This is a genomic window from Streptomyces sp. NPDC002835, assembly GCF_053591995.1.
Genome location: NZ_JBSFUW010000001.1, coordinates 1 through 20,052 on the forward strand (window position 1 = coordinate 1; position 20,052 = coordinate 20,052).

At 70.5% G+C, this 20,052-nt stretch carries 20 protein-coding genes; 7 read left to right on the forward strand and 13 right to left on the reverse strand.

All coding sequences use genetic code 11. The annotated features are described in order from the left end of the window. Positions 1-172 precede the first annotated feature (172 nt). From ACWD01_RS00005 to ACWD01_RS00030, 6 genes are all read right to left on the reverse strand, one after another. Positions 173-910 (reverse strand): TerD family protein, encoded by a 738-nt coding sequence (locus tag ACWD01_RS00005; RefSeq protein ID WP_451156403.1) that lies wholly within the window; start codon positions 908-910, stop codon positions 173-175. Between the two features lie 110 nt (positions 911-1,020). Next, complete coding sequence (locus ACWD01_RS00010; RefSeq protein WP_451156405.1) at positions 1,021-2,166, reverse strand: DUF475 domain-containing protein; 1,146 nt, start codon at positions 2,164-2,166, stop codon at positions 1,021-1,023. 71 nt (positions 2,167-2,237) lie between these two features. After that, complete coding sequence (locus tag ACWD01_RS00015; protein WP_451156407.1) at positions 2,238-2,813, reverse strand: TerD family protein; 576 nt, start codon at positions 2,811-2,813, stop codon at positions 2,238-2,240. A gap of 108 nt (positions 2,814-2,921) precedes the next feature. Next, positions 2,922-3,497 (reverse strand): TerD family protein, encoded by a 576-nt coding sequence (locus ACWD01_RS00020; protein WP_451156409.1) that lies wholly within the window; start codon positions 3,495-3,497, stop codon positions 2,922-2,924. 148 nt (positions 3,498-3,645) lie between these two features. Continuing rightward, a complete protein-coding gene (locus ACWD01_RS00025) occupies positions 3,646-4,104 on the reverse strand; it encodes a peroxiredoxin (protein ID WP_451156411.1) in 459 nt (152 codons plus the stop codon). 155 nt (positions 4,105-4,259) lie between these two features. Beyond that, positions 4,260-4,700 carry a DUF3052 domain-containing protein gene (locus ACWD01_RS00030; RefSeq protein ID WP_264243144.1) on the reverse strand — a complete coding sequence of 147 codons (441 nt, stop codon included), beginning with the start codon at positions 4,698-4,700 and terminating at the stop codon, positions 4,260-4,262. 440 nt (positions 4,701-5,140) lie between these two features. Between ACWD01_RS00030 and aceE the strand changes: the two genes are divergently transcribed. Continuing rightward, positions 5,141-7,873 (forward strand): pyruvate dehydrogenase (acetyl-transferring), homodimeric type, encoded by a 2,733-nt coding sequence (aceE, locus tag ACWD01_RS00035; RefSeq protein WP_451156413.1) that lies wholly within the window; start codon positions 5,141-5,143, stop codon positions 7,871-7,873. Between the two features lie 87 nt (positions 7,874-7,960). Then, positions 7,961-8,746, forward strand: a complete 786-nt coding sequence (locus ACWD01_RS00040; RefSeq protein WP_451156415.1) for a potassium channel family protein — start codon at positions 7,961-7,963, stop codon at positions 8,744-8,746. Here ACWD01_RS00040 and ACWD01_RS00045 read toward each other — a convergent pair. Continuing rightward, positions 8,727-9,110 (reverse strand): peptidase inhibitor family I36 protein, encoded by a 384-nt coding sequence (locus ACWD01_RS00045; protein WP_451156417.1) that lies wholly within the window; start codon positions 9,108-9,110, stop codon positions 8,727-8,729. The genes ACWD01_RS00040 and ACWD01_RS00045 overlap by 20 nt on opposite strands. Before the next feature lie 158 nt (positions 9,111-9,268). Then, positions 9,269-10,879 (reverse strand): MFS transporter, encoded by a 1,611-nt coding sequence (locus ACWD01_RS00050; RefSeq protein ID WP_451156419.1) that lies wholly within the window; start codon positions 10,877-10,879, stop codon positions 9,269-9,271. A 115-nt stretch (positions 10,880-10,994) separates the two neighbouring features. On the opposite strand from ACWD01_RS00050, the gene ACWD01_RS00055 reads away from it, so the two are divergent. The 3 genes from ACWD01_RS00055 to ACWD01_RS00065 all read left to right on the forward strand — a co-directional run bounded on the left by ACWD01_RS00055 (position 10,995) and on the right by ACWD01_RS00065 (position 14,006). Further along, positions 10,995-11,645, forward strand: coding sequence for a TetR family transcriptional regulator (locus tag ACWD01_RS00055; RefSeq protein WP_451156421.1), 651 nt, complete (start codon positions 10,995-10,997; stop codon positions 11,643-11,645). A 186-nt stretch (positions 11,646-11,831) separates the two neighbouring features. Continuing rightward, on the forward strand, positions 11,832-13,034 hold the full coding sequence (locus tag ACWD01_RS00060) for an alpha/beta hydrolase (RefSeq protein WP_451156423.1): 1,203 nt from the start codon (positions 11,832-11,834) through the stop codon (positions 13,032-13,034). An 84-nt stretch (positions 13,035-13,118) separates the two neighbouring features. Next, the gene (locus ACWD01_RS00065; protein WP_451156425.1) at positions 13,119-14,006 is read left to right on the forward strand and encodes a DUF4429 domain-containing protein; all 888 of its coding nucleotides are present in this window, start codon (positions 13,119-13,121) and stop codon (positions 14,004-14,006) included. Between the two features lie 383 nt (positions 14,007-14,389). On the opposite strand, the gene ACWD01_RS00070 is transcribed toward ACWD01_RS00065, so the two are convergent. After that, positions 14,390-15,400, reverse strand: a complete 1,011-nt coding sequence (locus tag ACWD01_RS00070) for an aldo/keto reductase (RefSeq protein ID WP_451156427.1) — start codon at positions 15,398-15,400, stop codon at positions 14,390-14,392. A 5-nt stretch (positions 15,401-15,405) separates the two neighbouring features. Further along, complete coding sequence (locus tag ACWD01_RS00075) at positions 15,406-15,861, reverse strand: MerR family transcriptional regulator (protein ID WP_451156429.1); 456 nt, start codon at positions 15,859-15,861, stop codon at positions 15,406-15,408. An 87-nt stretch (positions 15,862-15,948) separates the two neighbouring features. Here ACWD01_RS00075 and ACWD01_RS00080 point away from each other — a divergent pair, with 87 nt between their 5' ends. Continuing rightward, the gene (locus ACWD01_RS00080) at positions 15,949-16,431 is read left to right on the forward strand and encodes a GNAT family N-acetyltransferase (RefSeq protein WP_451156431.1); all 483 of its coding nucleotides are present in this window, start codon (positions 15,949-15,951) and stop codon (positions 16,429-16,431) included. Positions 16,432-16,433: 2 nt separating this feature from the next. Continuing rightward, a complete protein-coding gene (locus ACWD01_RS00085) occupies positions 16,434-17,249 on the forward strand; it encodes a serine hydrolase domain-containing protein (RefSeq protein WP_451156433.1) in 816 nt (271 codons plus the stop codon). A 26-nt stretch (positions 17,250-17,275) separates the two neighbouring features. Here ACWD01_RS00085 and ACWD01_RS00090 read toward each other — a convergent pair whose 3' ends face one another. Genes ACWD01_RS00090 through ACWD01_RS00100 form a run of 3 tightly spaced genes read right to left on the reverse strand, consistent with a single transcriptional unit; the run spans position 17,276 to position 20,021 of the window. Then, a complete protein-coding gene (locus ACWD01_RS00090; protein ID WP_451156435.1) occupies positions 17,276-17,860 on the reverse strand; it encodes a hypothetical protein in 585 nt (194 codons plus the stop codon). Further along, positions 17,857-19,341 carry an ATP-binding protein gene (locus ACWD01_RS00095; protein ID WP_451156437.1) on the reverse strand — a complete coding sequence of 495 codons (1,485 nt, stop codon included), beginning with the start codon at positions 19,339-19,341 and terminating at the stop codon, positions 17,857-17,859. Before ACWD01_RS00095 ends, ACWD01_RS00090 begins: the two co-directional genes overlap by 4 nt. Then, positions 19,338-20,021, reverse strand: coding sequence for a response regulator (locus ACWD01_RS00100; RefSeq protein WP_451156439.1), 684 nt, complete (start codon positions 20,019-20,021; stop codon positions 19,338-19,340). The genes ACWD01_RS00095 and ACWD01_RS00100 overlap by 4 nt, the downstream gene beginning before the upstream one ends. Positions 20,022-20,052: the final 31 nt, after the last annotated feature.

Genomic DNA, 20,052 nt, shown 5'->3' on the forward strand with positions numbered 1-20,052 from the left:
CTCCCCCTACGCCTGGCGGCGTGGGAGGTGCCCCCACCCACGGCCGCCAGGCCGTAGGGGGAGATTGAGGCCACCGCGCGAAGCGCGGTACCGGGCCCGGGCGGAGCCCGGTCCGCCCACCCGGCGGCACGGGGCAGGCCCGCCGCAGGCGGCACGCGCCACCCGCCCCGCCCTACGTTCGCGACTTGTATCCCCGCCCCCACTGCAGCCCCCACCCGTACAGCCGGTCCAGCTCCGCCTGGAAGCCGTAGACGAACTTGACCTCGCGGCGCACGATCAGTTCGTCCTTGACGTTGTCGAGCGAGAACACCGCGCAGGAGCGGGCCTGCGGTGCACGTTCGTCGAGTTCGATCTCGACGCGGGGGCCGTTGCTCGGGTAGAGCGTGACGTGGGCGTGGGTGCGGTCGAAGGCCGGGGTCTGGTCGTAGATGTAGACGAAGAACAGCAGCCGCTTGATCGACTCGCGGTGGTCGAGGTTGACGAAGATCGTCTCGCCGGACGGCGCCCCGAAGCGGTCGTCGCCGCTGAGCTTCACGTACGGCGGCCCGTTCAGATCGCCGAAGAAGCTGCCCAGGGGCTGCACCACGCCCTTGCTGCCGTCGGTCAGCTCGTACAGGCAGCCGAGGTCGAGGTCTACGTTGACCACGCCCTGGGTGTGGGCCTGGACCACGTCGGGCTGGAAGAGTTTCATCGGGTTGCCCAGCAGGCGTCCGCTCTGGCGTGAGCGGCCCTCGATGTCGGAGGAGCGCATCCGCCAGGAGAGGTTGACTCGCAGGTTCCCGGTCGCCGCGCCCTGTTTGGTGAGCGAGACGGTCGAGTTCCGCCTGGTCAGTTCGATGGAATTGCTCGCGGCACTGCCCGAGTCGAACTGCGCCGCCCTGCCCCGCCACAGGTTGTCCCAGATGGCCATGCCCACCCCGCCCTAGTCTCCGGTACACCGTGCACCGTGTGCACAACGCCACGGGGCGGCCGGGAGCACCCGGCCGCCCCGCAGAGAAGCGTTCCTCAATGGTTGGGCTGTCACACCCCGGAGGAGACCCCGGCCTTCTCGTCGGGGCCGCCCCCCGCGCTCTCCTCCGCCTCGAGCGCCTTGTTGCGGCGGACAGAGGCCAGGAAGGACGCGGCGATCAGGAAGACGCCGACGAGACCGGTGATGATCTCGCTGATCTCGTGCTGGATGGTGACGAGCAGGATGACCGCGAGCGCGCCGATCGCGTAGTGCGCGCCGTGCTCCAGGTAGACGTAGTCGTCCAGGGTGCCCTGGCGGACCAGGTAGACCGTGAGGGACCGGACGTACATCGCGCCGATGCCGAGGCCGAGCGCCATCCAGAAGATGTGGTTCGTGATGGCGAACGCGCCGATGACGCCGTCGAACGAGAACGAGGCGTCGAGCACTTCCAGGTACAGGAAGAGGAAGAACGCCGCCTTGCCGGCCAGGCCGACCGCGGAGACGGGCTTGCCCTCCTTCTTGGCCTGCTCCTCCTCCTCGTGCTCGCGCTCCTCCTCTTCCTCGAGCTTGTCCTCGAAGTAGCCGGAGAGGCCGCCGACGACGAGATACGTGATCAGACCGGCGACGCCGGAGAGCAGGACCGTGGCCGACTTGTCGGCGTGGCCGGTGCTGGTGTGCGCGTTGGTGGCGAAGGTGATCGCGGTGACGAGCAGGATGATCAATGCGGTGCAGACCGAGAGCATGTCGATCTTGCCGAGCTTGGCCAGCGGCCGCTCCAGCCAGGCGAGCCACTTGTGCTCCCGCTCCTCGAAGATGAAGTCGAGGAAGATCATCAACAGGAACATGCCACCGAACGCGGCGATCGCGGGATGCGCGTCGGTGACCAGGGCCTCGTACTGCTGCGGCTGGTCCATGGCCAGCTCGACGGCCTCGATCGGCCCCACTTTGGCACTGATGGCGACGATGACGACGGGAAAGACCAGCCGCATGCCGAACACCGCGATCAGGATGCCGATCGTCAGGAAGATCTTCTGCCAGAAGGCGTTCATCTTCTTGAGGATTCCGGCGTTGACAACCGCGTTGTCGAACGACAGCGAGATCTCGAGGATCGACAGGATCAGTACGATCCCGAACGCCTCCCAGCCCCACTGCCAGGCGGCGAATGCGAGGCCGGCCGCCGTAACGGCGAACGACCAGCCGAAGGTTTTCAGAACCACTGGCTACCCAATCGTGTAATTGTCCCCCGGGTGATGCCTGGGGGTGTCTCCCCCGCACCGCACGCGGCTTTTTACGAAACGTTGACGCCGAAGTCTAGAGCGATCCCCCGCAGCCCCGACGCGTACCCCTGCCCGACGGCACGGAACTTCCACTCGCCGCCGTAGCGGTAGAGCTCGCCGAAGATCATCGCGGTCTCCGTCGAGGCGTCCTCACTGAGGTCGTAACGGGCGAGCTCCTGGCCGTCCGCCTGGTTGACCACCCGGATGAACGCGTTGCTGACCTGGCCGAACGTCTGGCCGCGGTTGTCCGCCTCGTGGATGGAGACCGGGAAGACGATCTTGTCCACATGGGCCGGCACCTTGACGAGGTCCACCAGCAGGGACTCGTCGTCGCCGTCACCCTCGCCGGTGAGGTTGTCTCCGGTGTGCTCGACGGACCCGTCGGGACTCTGGAGCTGGTTGTAGAAGATGAACCACTCGTCGCCGAGCACCCGCCCGTTCTGGCAGAGCAGCGCGCTGGCGTCGAGGTCGAAGGGCGCGCCGGTGGTGGAGCGCGCGTCCCAGCCGAGCCCTACGAGCACCTGAGTGAGATTGGGTGCGGCCTTGGAGAGGGAGACATTGCCTCCCTTGGCGAGCGTGACGCCCATGGTGTGAGTCCTCCCCTGGTGGCTTTTGCCGAGGGCCCGGTCCGGGGCCCAGGCGCGTCCGGCGCCGCACGGAGAGTGCGGCGCCGGACGCGGAGACTGCTGCCTGAATCAGACGTTCACGCCGAAGTCCTGCGCGATGCCGCGCAGGCCCGAGGCGTAACCCTGACCGACGGCGCGGAACTTCCACTCCGCGCCGTTGCGGTAGAGCTCGCCGAAGACCATGGCGGTCTCGGTCGAGGCGTCCTCGCTCAGGTCGTAACGGGCGAGTTCGGTGTTGTCGGCCTGGTTGACGACGCGGATGAACGCGTTGCGCACCTGGCCGAACGACTGCTGGCGGTTCTCGGCCTCATAGATGGAGACCGGGAAGACGATCTTGTCGACGTCGGCGGGGACCGCGACGAGATTGACCTTGATCTGCTCGTCGTCGCCCTCGCCCTCGCCGGTGAGGTTGTCACCGGTGTGCTCGACGGAGCCGTCGGGGCTCTTGAGGTTGTTGAAGAAGACGAAGTTTCCGTCGTTGGTGACCTTGCCCTCGCTGTTCGTCAGCAGGGCGCTGGCGTCGAGGTCGAAGTCGGTACCTGTGGTGGTCCGGACGTCCCAGCCCAGGCCCACGGTCACCGCGGTCATGTTCGGCGCGGCCTTGGTCAGCGAGACGTTGCCGCCCTTGCTGAGGCTGACTCCCACGAGTCCCTCCATTGGTGTTCAGGGGCGTCGGCCCCCGTCGTGCGTGACTGTTCGTGCGTGATGTTCGGATCAACGAACGGATCCTAGTGACCGGTTCCCGCTCGCCGTGTCATTTCCGGCGGACACCGGCCGAAACCCCTGCAGGGGATCAGAGCGAGTCCAGCGCCTTGACGTAGTCGTTCAGGTCGCGGGCGTCGGGCAGCGAGTTGACGACGGTCCAGCGCACGAAGCCCTCCTTGTCGATGATGAAGGTGCCGCGCACCGCGCAGCCCTTTTCCTCGTCGAAGACGCCGTAGGCGCGCGAGGTCTCACCGTGCGGCCAGAAGTCGGACAGCAGCGGGTACTCGAGCCCCTCCTGCTCCCCGTAGACGCGCAGGGTGTGGATCGAGTCGTTGGAGACGGCCAGCAGCTGGGTGTCGTCGTTGACGAACTTCGGCAGCTCGTCCCGCAGGGCGCACAGCTCGCCGGTGCACACGCCGGTGAAGGCGAACGGATAGAAGAGGAGTACGACGTTCTTCTCGCCGCGGAAGTCCGCGAGCGACACGGTGCGGCCGTGGTTGTCCTTGAGCTCGAACTCCGGCGCCTTGTCGCCGACCTCGATCGCCATGAGAAGCGTTTCCCTTCTGTGAGCTCCGTGAGCCGTATGAGCGGGTGGATGAGCTGTGTGCGTGAGCGGTCGCTGTGCGGGGCCAGCCTACGCAGAAGGCCCCCGCCGGCTCGCGCCGGTGGGGGCCTGGTGCCTGCTCTTCGCGGCTCGGCGGCTCAGCGCTTCCCCGACTTCGCCCCCTTGGGGGTGACCAGCCGGCTGCCACTCCAGTCCTTGCCGGCGGTGATGCTCTTGGTCTGGGAGAGACCCGCGGTCTGGGCGGCCTCATTGATGTCGCTGGGCTCGACATAGCCGTCACGGCCGGTCTTGGGGGTCATCAGCCAGACGACCCCGCCCTCGTCGATCAGACCGATGGCGTCCACCAGTGCGTCGGTGAGGTCCCCGTCCTCGTCGCGGAACCACAGCACGACGACGTCTGCGACGTCGTCGTAGTCCTCGTCGACGAGTTCCTGGCCGGTGACGGCCTCGATGCCCTCACGGAGCTCCTGCTCGACGTCGTCGTCGTAGCCGATCTCCTGGACCACTTGTCCGGGCTCGAACCCCAGCCTTGCCGCCGGGTTGGTCCGCTCCTCCGCGTGGTCCGCGGTCGCGCTCACGGCTTGCCTCCTGATCGTTTTCGACAAATGCTTCGGCCGCGCGCGTACGCGCGGCATTGGCCGTAGTCCACACGGGCGGGGCGGATCGCGCAAGTACCCGGCCGCCCAGACCGCCGAAACGGTGACGTTTACGGCTGTCTCGACGCATCTCCAGGCACACGGCGGGTCCCCGCCACGATCGTGGCCACACCCTTCGGCCGCCTTCGCGGCATTCCTACCCTTTCACATCCCCATGGGAACCGAACGACCGAACGAAACACATGGACGGCTCGGGCGTAAGGTTGCGATTCGGCCTGGAGCCGTGCGCCGGGAACGGGCCGGATCTCGTTCAGATCAAGGGTTACCTCTGAGTAGAGATGACGTGGGCCTCCCCGCGGTACACGATGGGAGCGGTGCGACAGCTCTGCCGTCCCAGGACCCCCGAACAGCGAAGGAACAGCGTGGCTTCCGGATCAGATCGCAACCCGATCATCATTGGCGGCCTTCCCAGCCAGGTCCCGGACTTCGATCCTGAAGAGACCCAGGAGTGGCTGGACTCCCTCGACGCCGCCGTCGACGAGCGAGGCCGGGAGCGGGCCCGCTACCTGATGCTCCGCCTGATCGAGCGGGCACGCGAGAAGCGTGTCGCCGTGCCCGAGATGCGCAGCACGGACTACGTCAACACCATCGCGACCAAGGACGAGCCGTTCTTCCCCGGCAACGAGGAGATCGAGCGCAAGATCCTCAACGCGACCCGGTGGAACGCGGCGGTGATGGTCTCGCGCGCACAGCGCCCCGGCATCGGCGTCGGCGGGCACATCGCCACCTTCGCCTCCTCGGCCTCCCTGTACGACGTCGGCTTCAACCACTTCTTCCGTGGCAAGGACGACGGCAAGGGCGGCGACCAGATCTTCTTCCAGGGGCACGCCTCCCCCGGGATCTACGCCCGCGCCTTCCTGCTGGACCGGCTCAGCGAGCAGCAGCTCGACGGCTTCCGCCAGGAGAAGTCGAAGGAGCCGTACGGGCTCTCCAGCTACCCGCACCCGCGGTCCATGCCGGACTTCTGGGAGTTCCCGACGGTCTCGATGGGCCTCGGCCCGCTCGGCGCCATCTACCAGGCGCGGATGAACCGCTACATGGAGGCGCGCGGGATCGCCGACACCTCCGACTCGCACGTCTGGGCGTTCCTCGGCGACGGCGAGATGGACGAGCCCGAGTCGCTGGGCCAGCTGTCGATCGCCGCCCGTGAGGGCCTGGACAATCTGACCTTCGTGGTCAACTGCAACCTCCAGCGCCTCGACGGCCCGGTCCGTGGCAACGGCAAGATCATCCAGGAGCTGGAGTCGCAGTTCCGCGGCGCCGGCTGGAACGTGATCAAGCTGGTCTGGGACCGCTCCTGGGACCCGCTGCTCGCCCAGGACCGCGACGGCGTGCTGGTCAACAAGCTGAACACCACCCCGGACGGCCAGTTCCAGACGTACGCCACGGAGACCGGCGCGTACATCCGCGAGCACTTCTTCGGCGGCGACCAGCGGCTGCGCAAGATGGTCGAGAACATGACCGACGACCAGATCCTGCACCTGGGCCGCGGCGGTCACGACCACCGCAAGGTCTTCGCGGCATACACGGCGGCGAAGGCGCACAAGGGCCAGCCGACGGTGATCCTCGCGCAGACCATCAAGGGCTGGACGCTGGGGCCGAACTTCGAGGGCCGCAACGCCACGCACCAGATGAAGAAGCTGACGGTCGACGACCTGAAGCGCTTCCGCGACCGGCTCCACCTGCCGATCAGCGACCAGCAGCTCGAGAGCGGCCCGCCGCCGTACTACCACCCCGGGCGCGACTCCGAAGAGATCCAGTACATGCACGACCACCGCAAGAGCTGCGGCGGATACGTGCCGACCCGTGTCGTACGGGCGAAGCCGCTGGCGCTGCCCGAGGACAAGACGTACGCGGCCGTGAAGAAGGGCTCCGGTCAGCAGTCGATCGCCACCACCATGGCGTTCGTCCGGCTGTTGAAGGACCTCATGCGGGACAAGGAGATCGGCAAGCGGTTCGTGCTGATCGCGCCCGACGAGTACCGCACCTTCGGCATGGACTCGTTCTTCCCGAGTGCGAAGATCTACAACCCGCTGGGCCAGCAGTACGAGGCCGTGGACCGTGAGCTGCTGCTCGCGTACAAGGAGTCGCCGACCGGCCAGATGCTGCACGACGGCATCTCCGAGGCCGGCTGCACCGCCTCCCTGATCGCCGCCGGTTCCGCGTACGCCACGCACGGCGAGCCGCTGATCCCGGTGTACGTCTTCTACTCGATGTTCGGCTTCCAGCGCACCGGCGACCAGTTCTGGCAGATGGCCGACCAGCTGGCGCGCGGCTTCGTGCTCGGCGCCACCGCCGGCCGGACGACGCTGACCGGCGAGGGCCTGCAGCACGCGGACGGCCACTCGCAGCTGCTCGCCTCCACGAACCCGGCCTGTGTCGCCTACGACCCGGCGTTCGGCTTCGAGATCGCGCACATCGTCCAGGACGGTCTGCGCCGGATGTACGGCCCGGACGCCGAGGACGTCTTCTACTACCTCACCGTCTACAACGAGCCGATCCAGCACCCGGCCGAACCGGCGGACGTGGACGCGGAGGGCATCCTCAAGGGCATCCACCGCTTCAAGCGGGCCGAGCAGGGCTCGATCCCCGCGCAGATCATGGCGTCCGGCGTGGCCGTGCCGTGGGCCGTCGAGGCGCAGCGGATCCTCGCGGAGGACTGGAACGTGGCCGCCGACGTCTGGTCGGCGACCTCGTGGAACGAGCTGCGCCGCGAGGCGCTCGACGTGGAGCGGCACAACCTGCTGCACCCCGAGGAGGAGCAGCGCGTCCCGTACGTGACACGGAAGCTGTCCGGCTCCGAGGGCCCGTTCGTCGCGGTGTCCGACTGGATGCGCGCGGTGCCCGACCAGATCTCCCGCTGGGTGCCCGGCACGTACCAGTCGCTGGGCGCGGACGGCTTCGGCTTCGCGGACACGCGCGGCGCGGCCCGGCGCTTCTTCCACATCGACGCGCAGTCGATCGTGCTGGGGGTGCTGACCGAGCTGGCCCGCGAGGGCAAGGTCGACCGCAGCGCGCTGAAGCAGGCGGTGGACCGCTACCAGCTGCTGGACGTGGCCGCGGCCGACCCGGGAGCGGCCGGCGGCGACGCGTAACGGCTACGGCTACGGCTACGGCTACGGCTACGGTCAAGTAAAGGGCGGCGGACCCGGCGGGTCCGCCGCCCTCTGCGTTTCCCTACGATGCATCGCATGAAGCAGCAAACCGCCCAGATCCGCTGGGAGCAGCGGATGCAGACACCCCTGCTCTCGCTCTCCCTCGTCTTCGCGGTCGCCTATGTGGTGCAGATCGTCACCCCGGGCGCCCCGGACTGGGTGCACAGGGCGTGCCTGGCGGCCGAGTGGTTCGTGTGGGGCGCGTTCGCCGTCGACTACGTCGTGCGGCTGGCGCTGGCGCCCGCGAAGTGGCTGTTCGTGCGCAGCCACCCGCTGGATCTGCTCGCGGTCCTGCTGCCGCTGCTGCAGCCGCTGCGGCTGCTGCGGCTGGTCTCCACGCTGCTGCTGGTGGGCCGGCGGGCCCGGATGGCGCCGCAGATCAGGCTGACCACGTATGTCGGCGGCTCGGTCGTCGGGCTGATGATGTTCGGCTCGCTGGCCGTGCTCCAGGTGGAGCGGAACGCGCCGGACGGGAACATCAAGACGCTCGGTGACGCGGTGTGGTGGTCGTTCACCACCATGACGACGGTCGGGTACGGCGACCTGGCACCGACGACCGGGATGGGCCGGCTGCTCGCGGTCGGGCTGATGATCTCCGGGATCGCGCTGCTCGGTGTCGTGACCGCCAACATCGCCGCCTGGTTCATCTCCCGCTTCGAGCGGGACGACGCGGCGGAGCGGCGGCAGACCGAGCTGCTGGAGGCGCTGACGGTCGAGGTGCGCGAGCTGCGCTCGGAGGTGGCCCGGCTGTCGGGCGCGGAGGCCGGCGCCGCCGCGCCCGAGGTGCCGGAGCCTAGTTCTCCCAGATCTTGAACGCCCTGACCCGGTAGGGCGAGCTGGGCACCCAGGTCCCGCCGCCGGGGTACGTCTCGAACTCGCCGGTCTCCGCGCACTCCGCCGACTGGTACGTGGTGACGGGCCGGCCGGTGCGGTTGGCGAGGGCCTGCGCCGGGGCGCCGGGCGGCAGCGGCACACAGCTCTCGATGTCGGTCCCGGCGAGCTCGTGGGCGTGGCGTGCGCCGCGGAAGTCGGTCGCCGTCCACAGGCACAGCTCACCGGACGCGCACTCCCCGAGGCGTGGTGGCGCCGCGGCCGACGCGGACGGGAGCGGCTGGAGCAGGAGCAGCGGCAGCAGTGCGGCGGCGGTCAGGGCCGCGGCGGTGGTGGCGGTGCGCATGGTGGGTCCCCGTGGGTCGTACGAATCGGTCGACCGAACCGTGACCCACGCCGTCCCGGCCGGGGAAGAGGCGGCGGGACGAATCATCCGGATAGGCGACAGCCCCGCCGGGGGCGCCCGGCGGGGCTGTCGGTGACCGTGTGTTGACGCGCCCGGGGTCAGATGTGGGCCGCGCCCGCACCGGCCTCCGCGTTCGCGCCGCGCTTGGTGAGCAGCGCGACCAGCGCGGCGACGACCGCCACGACGCCGGCGACGGTGAACGCCAGGCCCATGCCCGACATGAACGTGTCGTGGATGACGTCCCCGATCGTGGTAGCGAGCTCGGGCGTCATACCGGGCGCCTGGGCCAGCTCCGCGGGCACGGTGCCGAACTCGGCGGCCTGCTCCAGTCGCGGGTCCGGCGGTACGGGGATGCCGGCGTCCTGCCAGTTGCCCGCGAAGTCCGCGTTGACCTTGGAGGTCATCACCGCGCCGAGGACGGCCGTGCCGAGCGCGCCGCCGACCTGCATCGCGGCCTGCTGGAGACCGCCCGCGACGCCGGAGAGCTCCAGCGGGGCGTTGCCCACGATGACCTCGGTGGCGCCGACCATGACCGGCGCGAGGCCGAGGCCGAGCAGGCCGAACCAGAGGGACATCGCGAAGGTGCCGGTGTCCTCGGTGAGCGTGGTCATGCCGAACATGGCGGTCGCGGTGCAGACCATGCCGCCGACGAGCGGGACTCGCGGGCCGAACTTGGTGATCAGCACGCCCGCCAGCGGCGAGGAGACGATCATCATGCCGGTCAGCGGCAGCAGCCGCAGACCGCTGTCGACCGGGCTCAGCCCCTGGACGCCCTGGAGGAAGAAGGTCACGAAGAACAGGCCGCCCATGAAGGCGAACGCCATCAGGACCATCAGGACGGTGCCCGCGCTGAGCGGCACGGAGCGGAACATCCCGAGCGGGACCAGCGGCTCCGCGACCTTGGTCTCCCAGATGGCGAACAGCAGGAAGAGGACCACCGCCGTGGCCAGCCAGCCGACGGTGCTCATGGAGCCCCAGCCCCACTCGCCGGCCTTGATCAGCGGCCAGACGGTGCTGAACATGGCGCCCGACAGCAGCACGATGCCGAGGATGTCGAACGACCTCGGCGCGTTCTGCGCCCGCTGGTCCTTCAGGATGACCAGGCCGAGGCCGAGGGCGAGGATGCCGACGGGCACGTTGATGAAGAACACCGACTGCCAGCTCACGTGCTCGACGAGCACACCGCCGAGGATCGGGCCGCCGGCGGTGGAGGCTCCGATGACCATGCCCCAGATGCCGATCGCCATGTTCAGCTTCTCGGCGGGGAAGGTGGCGCGCAGCAGACCGAGCGCCGCCGGCATCAGCAGGGCGCCGAAGAGGCCCTGCAGGACCCGGAAGACGATCACGAGGGCGATCGAGTCGGACAGGCCGATGGCCGCGGAGGCGGCGGCGAAGCCCGCGATGCCGATCAGGAAGGTCTGGCGGTGGCCGAAGCGGTCACCGAGCTTGCCCGCCGTGATCAGCGCGACGGCCAGGGCGAGCAGATAGCCGTTGGTGATCCACTGGACGTCGGCGAGGGTGGCGCCGAGGTCCTTCTGGATCGCGGGGTTGGCGATCGCGACGATCGTGCCGTCCAGCGCGACCATCATCACGCCGATGGCCACGGAGAACAGGGTCAGCCAGGGGTGGCCGCGCAGCCCCTTGACCGGTGCCGGGACGGGGTCCTGGGGATCCCGCGGCGCCTTTTCGACGGTGGTCTGACTAGTCATGCGAGCAGATTAATGTCAGTGACTGACAGTTGACAAACCAGTTCACTAGTCGGTAACTGTCACGTGACTCACCGATAGCCTGAGCAGGGCGAAGCGTCGAGAAGAGGACGATGAAGTGACGACGGCAGAGCCGACCGGGCTGCGCGCCCGCAAGAAACAGCGCACCCGTGACGCCCTGGTGCGCGTCGCCCTCGAACTGTTCACCACCCAGGGGTACGAGCAGACCACCGTCGACGAGATCGCGGACGCGGTCGAGGTGTCCCAGCGCACTTTCTTCCGGTACTTCGCCTCCAAGGAGGAGGCGGCCTTCGCCGTCCAGGAGGTCGTGGAGTCGCACTACGTGGCGGCCCTGCGCGGACGCCCCGCGGCGGAGGCGCCGCTCGAGGCGCTCCGCAACGCCGTGTTCGAGTCCTGGGACGGCATCGGGGAAGCGGTCGAGGAAATCGTCCCGCTCGATCTCCACATGCGCAGCTACCAGATGATCGAGTCGACCCCGGCGCTGCTCGCCGCGCACATGCGCCGCTCCACCGTGATGGAGGAGGCCCTGGCCGGACTCATCGCGGAGCGGGAGGGGCTCGACGTGAACACCGACCTCCGGCCGCGGGTCGCGGTGGCCGCGTTCAGCGGCGTGATGCGGGCCACCGGGCGGCTGTGGGGGCAGGGACCGGACGCCAGCATGGAGGCGATCCGCGCACTCACGGAGACGTTCCTCGACCAGCTCGGCCCCGCGCTCGCGGAGAACTGGCGTACACCGTCCGGGCCATGAGGCGCGGGTGACACCACAGGCTCCTCAACAGGGGCCGTACGCACGGGGAATGCGCCGGCGGGCACGTACCTCACGTACGCCTCGCGCACGGAACGTCACCCTCCTCCCCTTCTTTCCCCCGTTCGACACGTGATCTGCCTCACGCTGATCGCTTGCGCCCGCGCCCTTCTCCTAGGGTGTCTCGAAGTGACTTCTTTCGACGCCTCCCCCACCCCGACCGTGTGGCGCGCCCTGCTGGCCCTCGCCGTGGTGTTCGTCATGCTCGCGACCAGCGGCTGGACCGCCGTACGACATCAGAACGGTCCCCGCGACGTCCTCGCGGCCGAAATCGGCGAATGGGACAAGGCGCGTGTCGGGACCCGGGAGCTGCCTGGCCTGAATGCTCCGCCGCATCAGCTCGCCGCGTTCTTCACCTGGCTCGGCGGCGCCCGCGGTGCGCGGCTCGCCGAGAAGTACCCGCACATCGTCGGCAACCTCAATGGCGTACCCCTCACCCTGCGCTACCAGGCGAACCGCAAGGCGCTGGCCGCCTCCCTGGAGCGCGAGCGCGAGCGGGTCGCCGGAACCGGTCTGACCGCCGCGGGGCACCGGCAGGCGGTGCGCCGGATGCACCGGTTCGAGGCCCTGATGAGCCGCGACCGGCAGATCCTCGCCTTCGACCCGTCCGGCGCCGGCCGGGTGGCCGAGGTCTTCGGTGACCTCGACCGGGCCCAGCGCGTCTCGGTGATCGTGCCCGGCGTCGACACCAACCTGCTCACCTTCCAGCGCACCGCGCGCAAGTACTCGGCCCCCGTCGGGATGGCCCAGTCCCTGTACGCGGCGCAGCGGGCGGCCGCGCCCCGGCTCCGTACGGCGGTCATCGCCTGGGCGGACTACACCTCGCCCGCCGGCGTCGGCATGGAGTCCGCGATCGGCCGGCTCGCCGAGAACGGCGCGGTACGGCTGGTCGCGCTCACCCGGGCGCTGCCCGGCCGCGCCCCCGTCTCCCTCTTCTGCCACAGCTACGGGTCCGTGGTGTGCGGGGTCGCGGCCGGCCGGCTTCCGCCGCGGGTCCGTGACGTGGCCGTCGCCGGCAGCCCCGGGATGCGCGCGGAGAATGTCGCCGGCCTGCGCACGACGGCGCGCGTCTGGGCCATGCGCGACGCCGACGACTGGATCGAGGACGTCCCGCACCTGGACGTCGGCGGGCTCGGGCACGGCGAGGATCCGGTGGTACCGGAGTTCGGCGCACGGCGGCTCTCCGCGGCGGGCGCCGTGGGGCATACCGGCTATTTCGAGCCGGGCACCGAAAGCGTGCACAACTTCGCCGACATAGGCGTCGGCGCGTACGCCGACGTGAGCTGCGTGGGCGGCACCGCCGCCTGCCGCAGTGGTATTTCCGGTGCCTGAGCCCTCTGACGCGCGTAGAGCCCGGCCAAAAGGGGTGGCCGTCGAGGGGCGACGCGCAGGCGCGAGCCGCATACGATGAGGCACATGGGTGATGTGCTGGCCGGAATTCAAGCCACCTGGGAGTTCGACGCCGACTCCGTGCTCATCCGCTTCGAACGGGGGATCCGCACGCCGAAGCTGCTTTCCTCGCTGCGTGAACGGCGTGTTCCGCACGAGGCGCTGGCATCGGTGACGCTCACCCCGGGCAAGCGCGGCACGGTGGTGCTGCACGCTGTTCCCAGACCCGGCGCGGACCCGCTGATGGAGGCGGCCGCCGGGCAGCTCAAGGAAGTGTGCGATCCGTACCGGCTGGTGCTGCCGGCCGAGCGGGAGACCCTCGCCGAGTACTACGCCGACGAACTGCGCGCCGTGCTCGGCCCCGACGCCGACCGGCCCGCGGACCGCTATCTCGTCTCCGCGCCACAGGCGCCGCTCGGCTTCAAGGCGTACGACGGCAAGGCGTCCTTCGACGGCTCGACCATCGCGTTCCGGTGGTTCTGGACGGGTGCGTCGTCCGCCAAGTGGAAGGCCGGCGACCAGAGTTTCGGCGTGTCGGAGCTGTGCGGCGTCGAGTGGCGCTCGCCGGAGATCTTCGACGGGTATCTGCGGCTGCTGCGGCGCGGCGACACGGACCCCCTGGCGGGGGCGGGTGCCGGGGGCGCGGCGGGCGCGGCCCAGGCGGACCAGGATCCGGCGGCGGTCGTCTTCGGCCTCGGCTACGGGCCGGTGCACGAGTCCCTGCCGTTCGCGGCCTCGGTCCTCGAATGCATCCGCACCCAGACCCCGGCCCCGGCCCTGACGGCCCCCGCGACCCACCGCGACCCGGCGGCCATCGCGGACCGGATACGGCACTTGGGGGACCTGCATCTGGCGGGGCTGGTGACGGACGAGGAATTCACGCGCAAGAAGGCGGAGCTACTGGCGGAGCTGTGACGGCTCGCGGGGCGGGTGCGGGTGCGTGTCCGCTGCGTGGGGCGTGTTCCGCTACCCACCCCTTCCCGCTGTACCGATTTGCGGCTCCGCCCCGTGGGGGCGGGCACGCCCCGGACCCCGTACGGCCTTCGGCCGTGCCCTCAATCGCCGGGCGGGCTGGATTTCGCTCCGCGAAATCAGCCCCGCTGGGGGCACCTCCCACGGCCGCCAGGCCGTAGGGGGAGTTTGAGGCGCGGGGGCGTGTGGCCCGGCAACTCCAGCCCCGCCCGCGCTCAAGGAGCCGGACCCGGCACGGAACCGGGCACATCCAGCCCCGCCGGCGTTTGAGGCGCGGGGTTCGGGGCAGCGCCCCGACGAGACCGGCCAGCCCCGCCGGTGCCCAGCTACTCGCGGGCCGTCGACGTCGTCGACATGTCCGGGTAGCGGTCGCCCGCGACCCGGTCCGCGATCGGCTCCAGCGTCGCCAGTTCCGCGTCCGTCAGGACGATCCGTGTCGCCGCCAGGTTCTCCCGCAGCCGCGCGGCCTTCCGCGTGCCCGGGATGGGGACGACCGGGAGGCCGTGGACGTCGGCACGCTGCTGGACCCACGCCAGGGCGATCTGGGCCGCCGTCGCGCCGTGGGCTGCAGCGATCTTGTGGACGGGCTCCAGGAGGGCCGCGTTCGTCCGGGCGTTGTCGCCCGTGAAGCGGGGCTGGTGGCGCCGGAAGTCGCCTTCCGACAGCTCCGCCGCGTCGGTGAACGCGCCCGTCAGGAAGCCCCGGCCGAGCGGCGAGTACGGCACGAACGCGACGCCGAGCTCCGCCGCCGCGCCGACCGCGCTGCGCTCCACGTCGCGGCTGAAGAGGGACCACTCCGACTGCAGGGCCGCGACGGGGTGCACGGTGTGCGCCTCGCGCAGCTCCGCGCCCGTGACCTCGCTGAGGCCGAGGTGCTTGACCAGGCCGCGTTCGACGAGTTCCGCCATCGCGCCGACGGACTCGGCGAGCGGCACGGCCGGGTCGCGGCGGTGCATGTAGTAGAGGTCGATGACGTCGACGCCGAGCCGGCGCAGGCTGTCCTCGACGGCCCGGCGGATGTACGCGGGGTCGTTGCGCACGGCCCGGTACTGCGGGTCGTCGGTCCGTTCGATGGCGAACTTGGTGGCGAGCGTGATCTCGTCCCGGTGGGCCCGGACGAAGGGCGCGAGGAACTCCTCGTTGGCGCCCCGCCCGTACACGTCGGCCGTGTCGAAGAGGGTGACGCCCTCCGCGAGCGCCACCTCCAGCGTCTCGCGGGCCGCGGCCTCGTCGGTGTCGCCGTAGAACTCGCTCATCCCCATGCAGCCGAGGCCCTGGACCCCGACGAGGGGTCCGTCCGTGCCGAGGCGTATCTGTGCGATCTTGGCGTTGCTCATCAGTTTCAGAACCTCTCCGGCGCCCGCCGGGCGTCCGCGTAGAACTCGATCTTGTGGTCCAGCACCGCGAGGGTGTCCCGCAGTTCGGCGATCCGGTCGAGCACGTCCCGCCGGGTGCGCTGCAGCAGTTCGGCGCGCGCCTCGAAGGTGTGCTCCCCCTCGCGGACCATCTCGGCGTACGTGACCATGTCGGCGACGGACATCCCGGTCAGCCGCAGTTTGCCGACGAAGGCGAGCCAGTCCAGGTCGCGGTTGCTGAACCGGCGCTGGCCCGTGTGCGAGCGGTCGACGTGCGGCATCAGCCCGATCCGCTCGTACCAGCGCAGGGTGTGCGCGCTGAGCCCGGTGAAGGCGACGACCTCGCTGATCGTGTAGCGGTCCTGCCCTTCGGGGCGGGGGTGGGCGCGGGGAGCGGCTTTGCAGAGATCGGTCCTGGCCGGGGTGCTCTCGATCACCGTCATGCGTTCCACGCTAAAACGTTGGAGTGCACTCCAAGCAAGCTCAATCCGCTGGCATTTCCCGCGAGGCCCGAATTAGCCTGCCGGATCATGAGTCCCTCCCGCCGCGCCACCCCCGCCGACGCCGAAGAACTGGTCCGCCTCCGCAAGGTCATGACCGACTCCGTCCTCGGCCCGAACCCCGACGTCAGCTGGCAGCCCGCCGCGGTGGCGACCCTGCGGGACCGCCTCGCGGACCCGGACGGCACGATGACGGCGTACGTGGTCGAACGGCCGGGCGGCGGCCTCGCCGCCTGCGCGGTCGGCACCATCGAGCACCGGCTCGGCGGCCCCGGCAATCCGGACGGCACCTGCGGCTATGTGTTCAGCGTCACCACGGACGAGGACATGCGCCGCCGCGGCCTCTCGCGGGCCTGCGTGGAGGGCCTGCTCGGCTGGTTCCGTGAGCGCGGCATCCGCAAGGTCGACCTGCGGACCTCCCCGGAGGCCGAGCCGCTGTACGCCTCCCTGGGCTTCGTCCGCACCCCCGACCCGGCGATGCGGCTGAGCCTGCGGCACCGTCTAGGCTCGTAGCCATGCAGAGCCTGGCGATGATCGAGAACTGGCCGGTACCGACCGCGGCGGCCGCCGTCGTACGAGCGGACGGCACGGTCGCCGGTTCGCACGGTCCGGCGGACCACCGCTTCCCCCTCGCCTCCGTCACCAAGCCGCTGGCGGCCTACGCCGCGCTGGTCGCCTACGAGGAGGGGGCGATCGAGCTGGACGAACCGGCGGGCCCCGAGGGCTCCACGGTGCGGCACCTGCTCGCCCACACCTCCGGTCTGGCCTTCGACGAGCACCGCGCCACGGCGGCTCCCGGCACCCGCCGGCTGTACTCGAACGCGGGCTTCGAGGTGCTCGGCGACCACATCGCCAAGGCGACCGACATCCCGTTCGCCGAGTATCTCCACCAGGCCGTGCTGGAGCCGCTCGGCATGACGGCGACCGCCCTCGACGGCTCCCCCGCCAAGGACGGCGTCTCGACCGTCGCCGACCTGGTCCGCTTCGCGGCCGAGGTGCAGGCGCCGCGGCTGCTGGACGCGCGTACGGTCCTCGATGGGATGTCGGTCGTGCATCCGAGCCTGTCCGGGATACTGCCGGGCTACGGCAACCAGAAGCCGAACGACTGGGGTCTCGGTTTCGAGATCCGCGACGCCAAGTCCCCGCACTGGACGGGTTCTTCGTCCTCGCCCCGTACGTTCGGCCACTTCGGCCAGTCCGGCACCTTCCTGTGGATCGACCCGGACGCGGGCGCGGCGTGCGTGGCGCTCACCGACCGCGACTTCGGCCCGTGGGCGATCGAGGCGTGGCCCAGGTTCACGGACGCGGTGCTGGCGGAGCTGCGCGGCTGACCGTCCAGTCGGCGGGTACGCGGAGGTCACCCCGTCTCCGAAGGGGTCGCGGTCGGCGCCGGGCGGCGGGCCCCGTTGTCGCACTTCTCGGGGGGCTGTGCCCCGTCCGTGCCCACCAGGACCACCGGCACACCGCCGTTGTCGCTCTCCGCGTAGGCCACGGTGCACACGAGCTGCTGCCGGGCGGTCCAGCTCAGCGGGGCGAGCGCGGTGGCCAGCGTGAGCCTCGCCGTGCCCCCGGACATCTCGGTCTCCGCCGCGGTGGACGGATCGGGCAGCGAAGGCGCGTTGCTCAGCCCGGCCCGTTGCTCGGCCGCGTTCGGGCCGGCCAGCAGGGCGGCGACCGTCTTGGCGGTCGACGGGGGCTCGGTGACGGTGCCCGGCTGCGGGCCGACGGTTCCATTCCAGGCCGCCGTGTCGATCGCTCTCGGCGACGGCACCAGCAAGCCGTCCGGGGAGAGGAAGAACGCCATCATGCGGTGCTCGCGGGCCGGCAGGACGTCGAGCGTCGCCGGGCCGCCCGCCTCGATGACGTCCGTCTCCTGGATGCCGCAGCCGGTGAGCGCGAGCAGCGTCGCCAGGGCCGTCGCCGCGCGGATCCGTCCTCTCATGCCGTCGCCTCCCGGCTGCCGTGCGGCCCGTGCAGCGGGATCTCGACGGTGAGGACGGCCCCGCCGTCCGGTCCGTTCGCGGCCCGGATCGTCCCGCCGTGCAGGCGGACGTTCTCCTCGGTGATGGCCAGTCCGAGTCCGCTGCCGGCCGAGCGGGTGCGCGCCGCGTCGGCCTTGTAGAACCGTTCGAAGATGTGCGGCAGCACCTCGGGCCGGATGCCGGGTCCGCTGTCGGCCACGTCAATGACCAGCATTTCGCCCTGGACCGACAGCCGTACGGTGACGGGTTCCGAGCCGTGCCGCAGCGCGTTGCCGACCAGGTTGGCGACGACGACGTCGAAGCGCCGCGGATCGAGGCGGGCCCGGATGCCGTCGGGGAGGTCCGTGCGGACCCGTTCGCCCCAGCGGCGGTGGTCGAGGGTCTTGCGGACGGTCTCGCCGACGTCGACCTCGTCGGTGTTCAGTTCCGCGGCGCGGGCGTCGAACCGGGAGATCTCCATCAGGTCCTCGACCAGCACGGCGAGTTTGCCGGTCTCGGCGCTGATCAGCCGCACGGCACGCGCGGTGTCCGGGTCCAGGCCGTCGGCGTCCTCGTCGAGCACCTCGGTGACGGCGAGCATCCCGGCCAGCGGGGTGCGCAGCTCGTGCGACACGTCGGAGGCGAAGCGCCGGGCCCTCGCCTCCGCCTGCTGCAGTTCGTCCACGGACCGTTCGAGCTGGCCGGCGGACTCGTTGAACGTGCGGGCCAGGTCGGAGAGTTCGTCGCTGCCCCGGACCGGGATACGGGTGTCCAGCCGGCCGCTGCCCATCGAGCGGGCGGCGCGCCGCAGTTGGCGCACCGGGCGCAGCACACCGCGCGCGGCGATCAGCGCCGGTATCAGGGCGACGGCGAGTCCGGGCAGTGCCCCGTCGCGGGCGGCGGTGACGAGGGCGTCGACGTTGGCCTCCTCGTCGGTCATCCGCATCACGGCGAACAGCACGAGTCCGCTGGGCATGCTGCTGCCGGGGCCGGTGCGCACCAGGACGGGCACCCCGACGGTCAGATACGGAACGCCGTCGCTGACGACCCGTTGGAAGCTGCCCCGGGAGCGGGCAAGGGTCATCCGTCGCAGATCCGGCGTGATGACGGTCGAAGTGGGGTTGGTGCCGGAGGAGACGCGCAGCGAACCGTACTCGGCGAAGACGACCCAGGGGTGCGGCTTGGATCGGCTCGCGATGACGAAGAGGTACTCCCGGAGCAGCTCCGGGTCGATCGGCAGCTCCGGGGCCAGGGTTTCGACCTGCTCGCGGAACGAGGCGACCGCGATGTCCTGGGCACTGGCCAGCACGGCGTTGCGCGCCTCGCGGTAGGTGAGGGTGGCGGTGGTCCCCGCGCTGACCGCGGCGACCAGTAGGAACGCGAGGACGAGGCGGGTGCGCAACCCGAAGGGGGCGATCCGGCGGTCACCGGCCGCGGCATCCGTGCGGCGGCGGAGCCTCACAGCGGTCCGAAGCGGTAGCCGAAGCCCCGCAGGGTCTGTATGTAGCTCGGGCTGCCCGGGGTGTCCTCGATCTTGTTCCGCAGGCGGCGTACGCACGCGTCGACGAGGCGCGCGTCGCCGTGGTAGCTGTGCTCCCACACGTGCTCCAGCAGTTGCTGCCGGCTGAAGACCTGCTCCGGCGCGGCGGTCAGATGCAGGAGGAGTTTCATCTCGGAGGGCGCGAGGGCGATCCGTTCGCCGTTCTTGGCGACGGTCAGCCCGGCGCGGTCGACGGCGAGCTCGCCGTGGAACTCGACGGCGGGCCGGCCGCCGCCGGGGTCCTCGATCCGGCGCAGTACGGCGCGGATGCGGGCCTCGATGACCTCGGTGCGGGCGGGTTTGACGATGTAGTCGTCGGCGCCCGCCTCGAGGCCGATGACGACATCGAAGTCGTCGCCGCGGGCGGTGAGCATGATGATCGGCAGCTGGCTGTCCTCGCGTACCCGGTGGCACACCTGCACGCCGTTCATGCCGGGCAGCATCAGATCGAGCAGCAGCAGGTCGGGCCGGAACTCGCTCAGCGCGGCGAGCCCGGCCTCACCGGTGGCGGCGGTCCGCACCTCGTGGCCGCGGCGGCGCAGTCCGAGTTCGACGCCCTCGCGCACGGAGGGGTCGTCTTCGATGAGGAGCACGCGAGGCATCTGGGCAGTATCCCTGGGGGTCGGAGGCGGA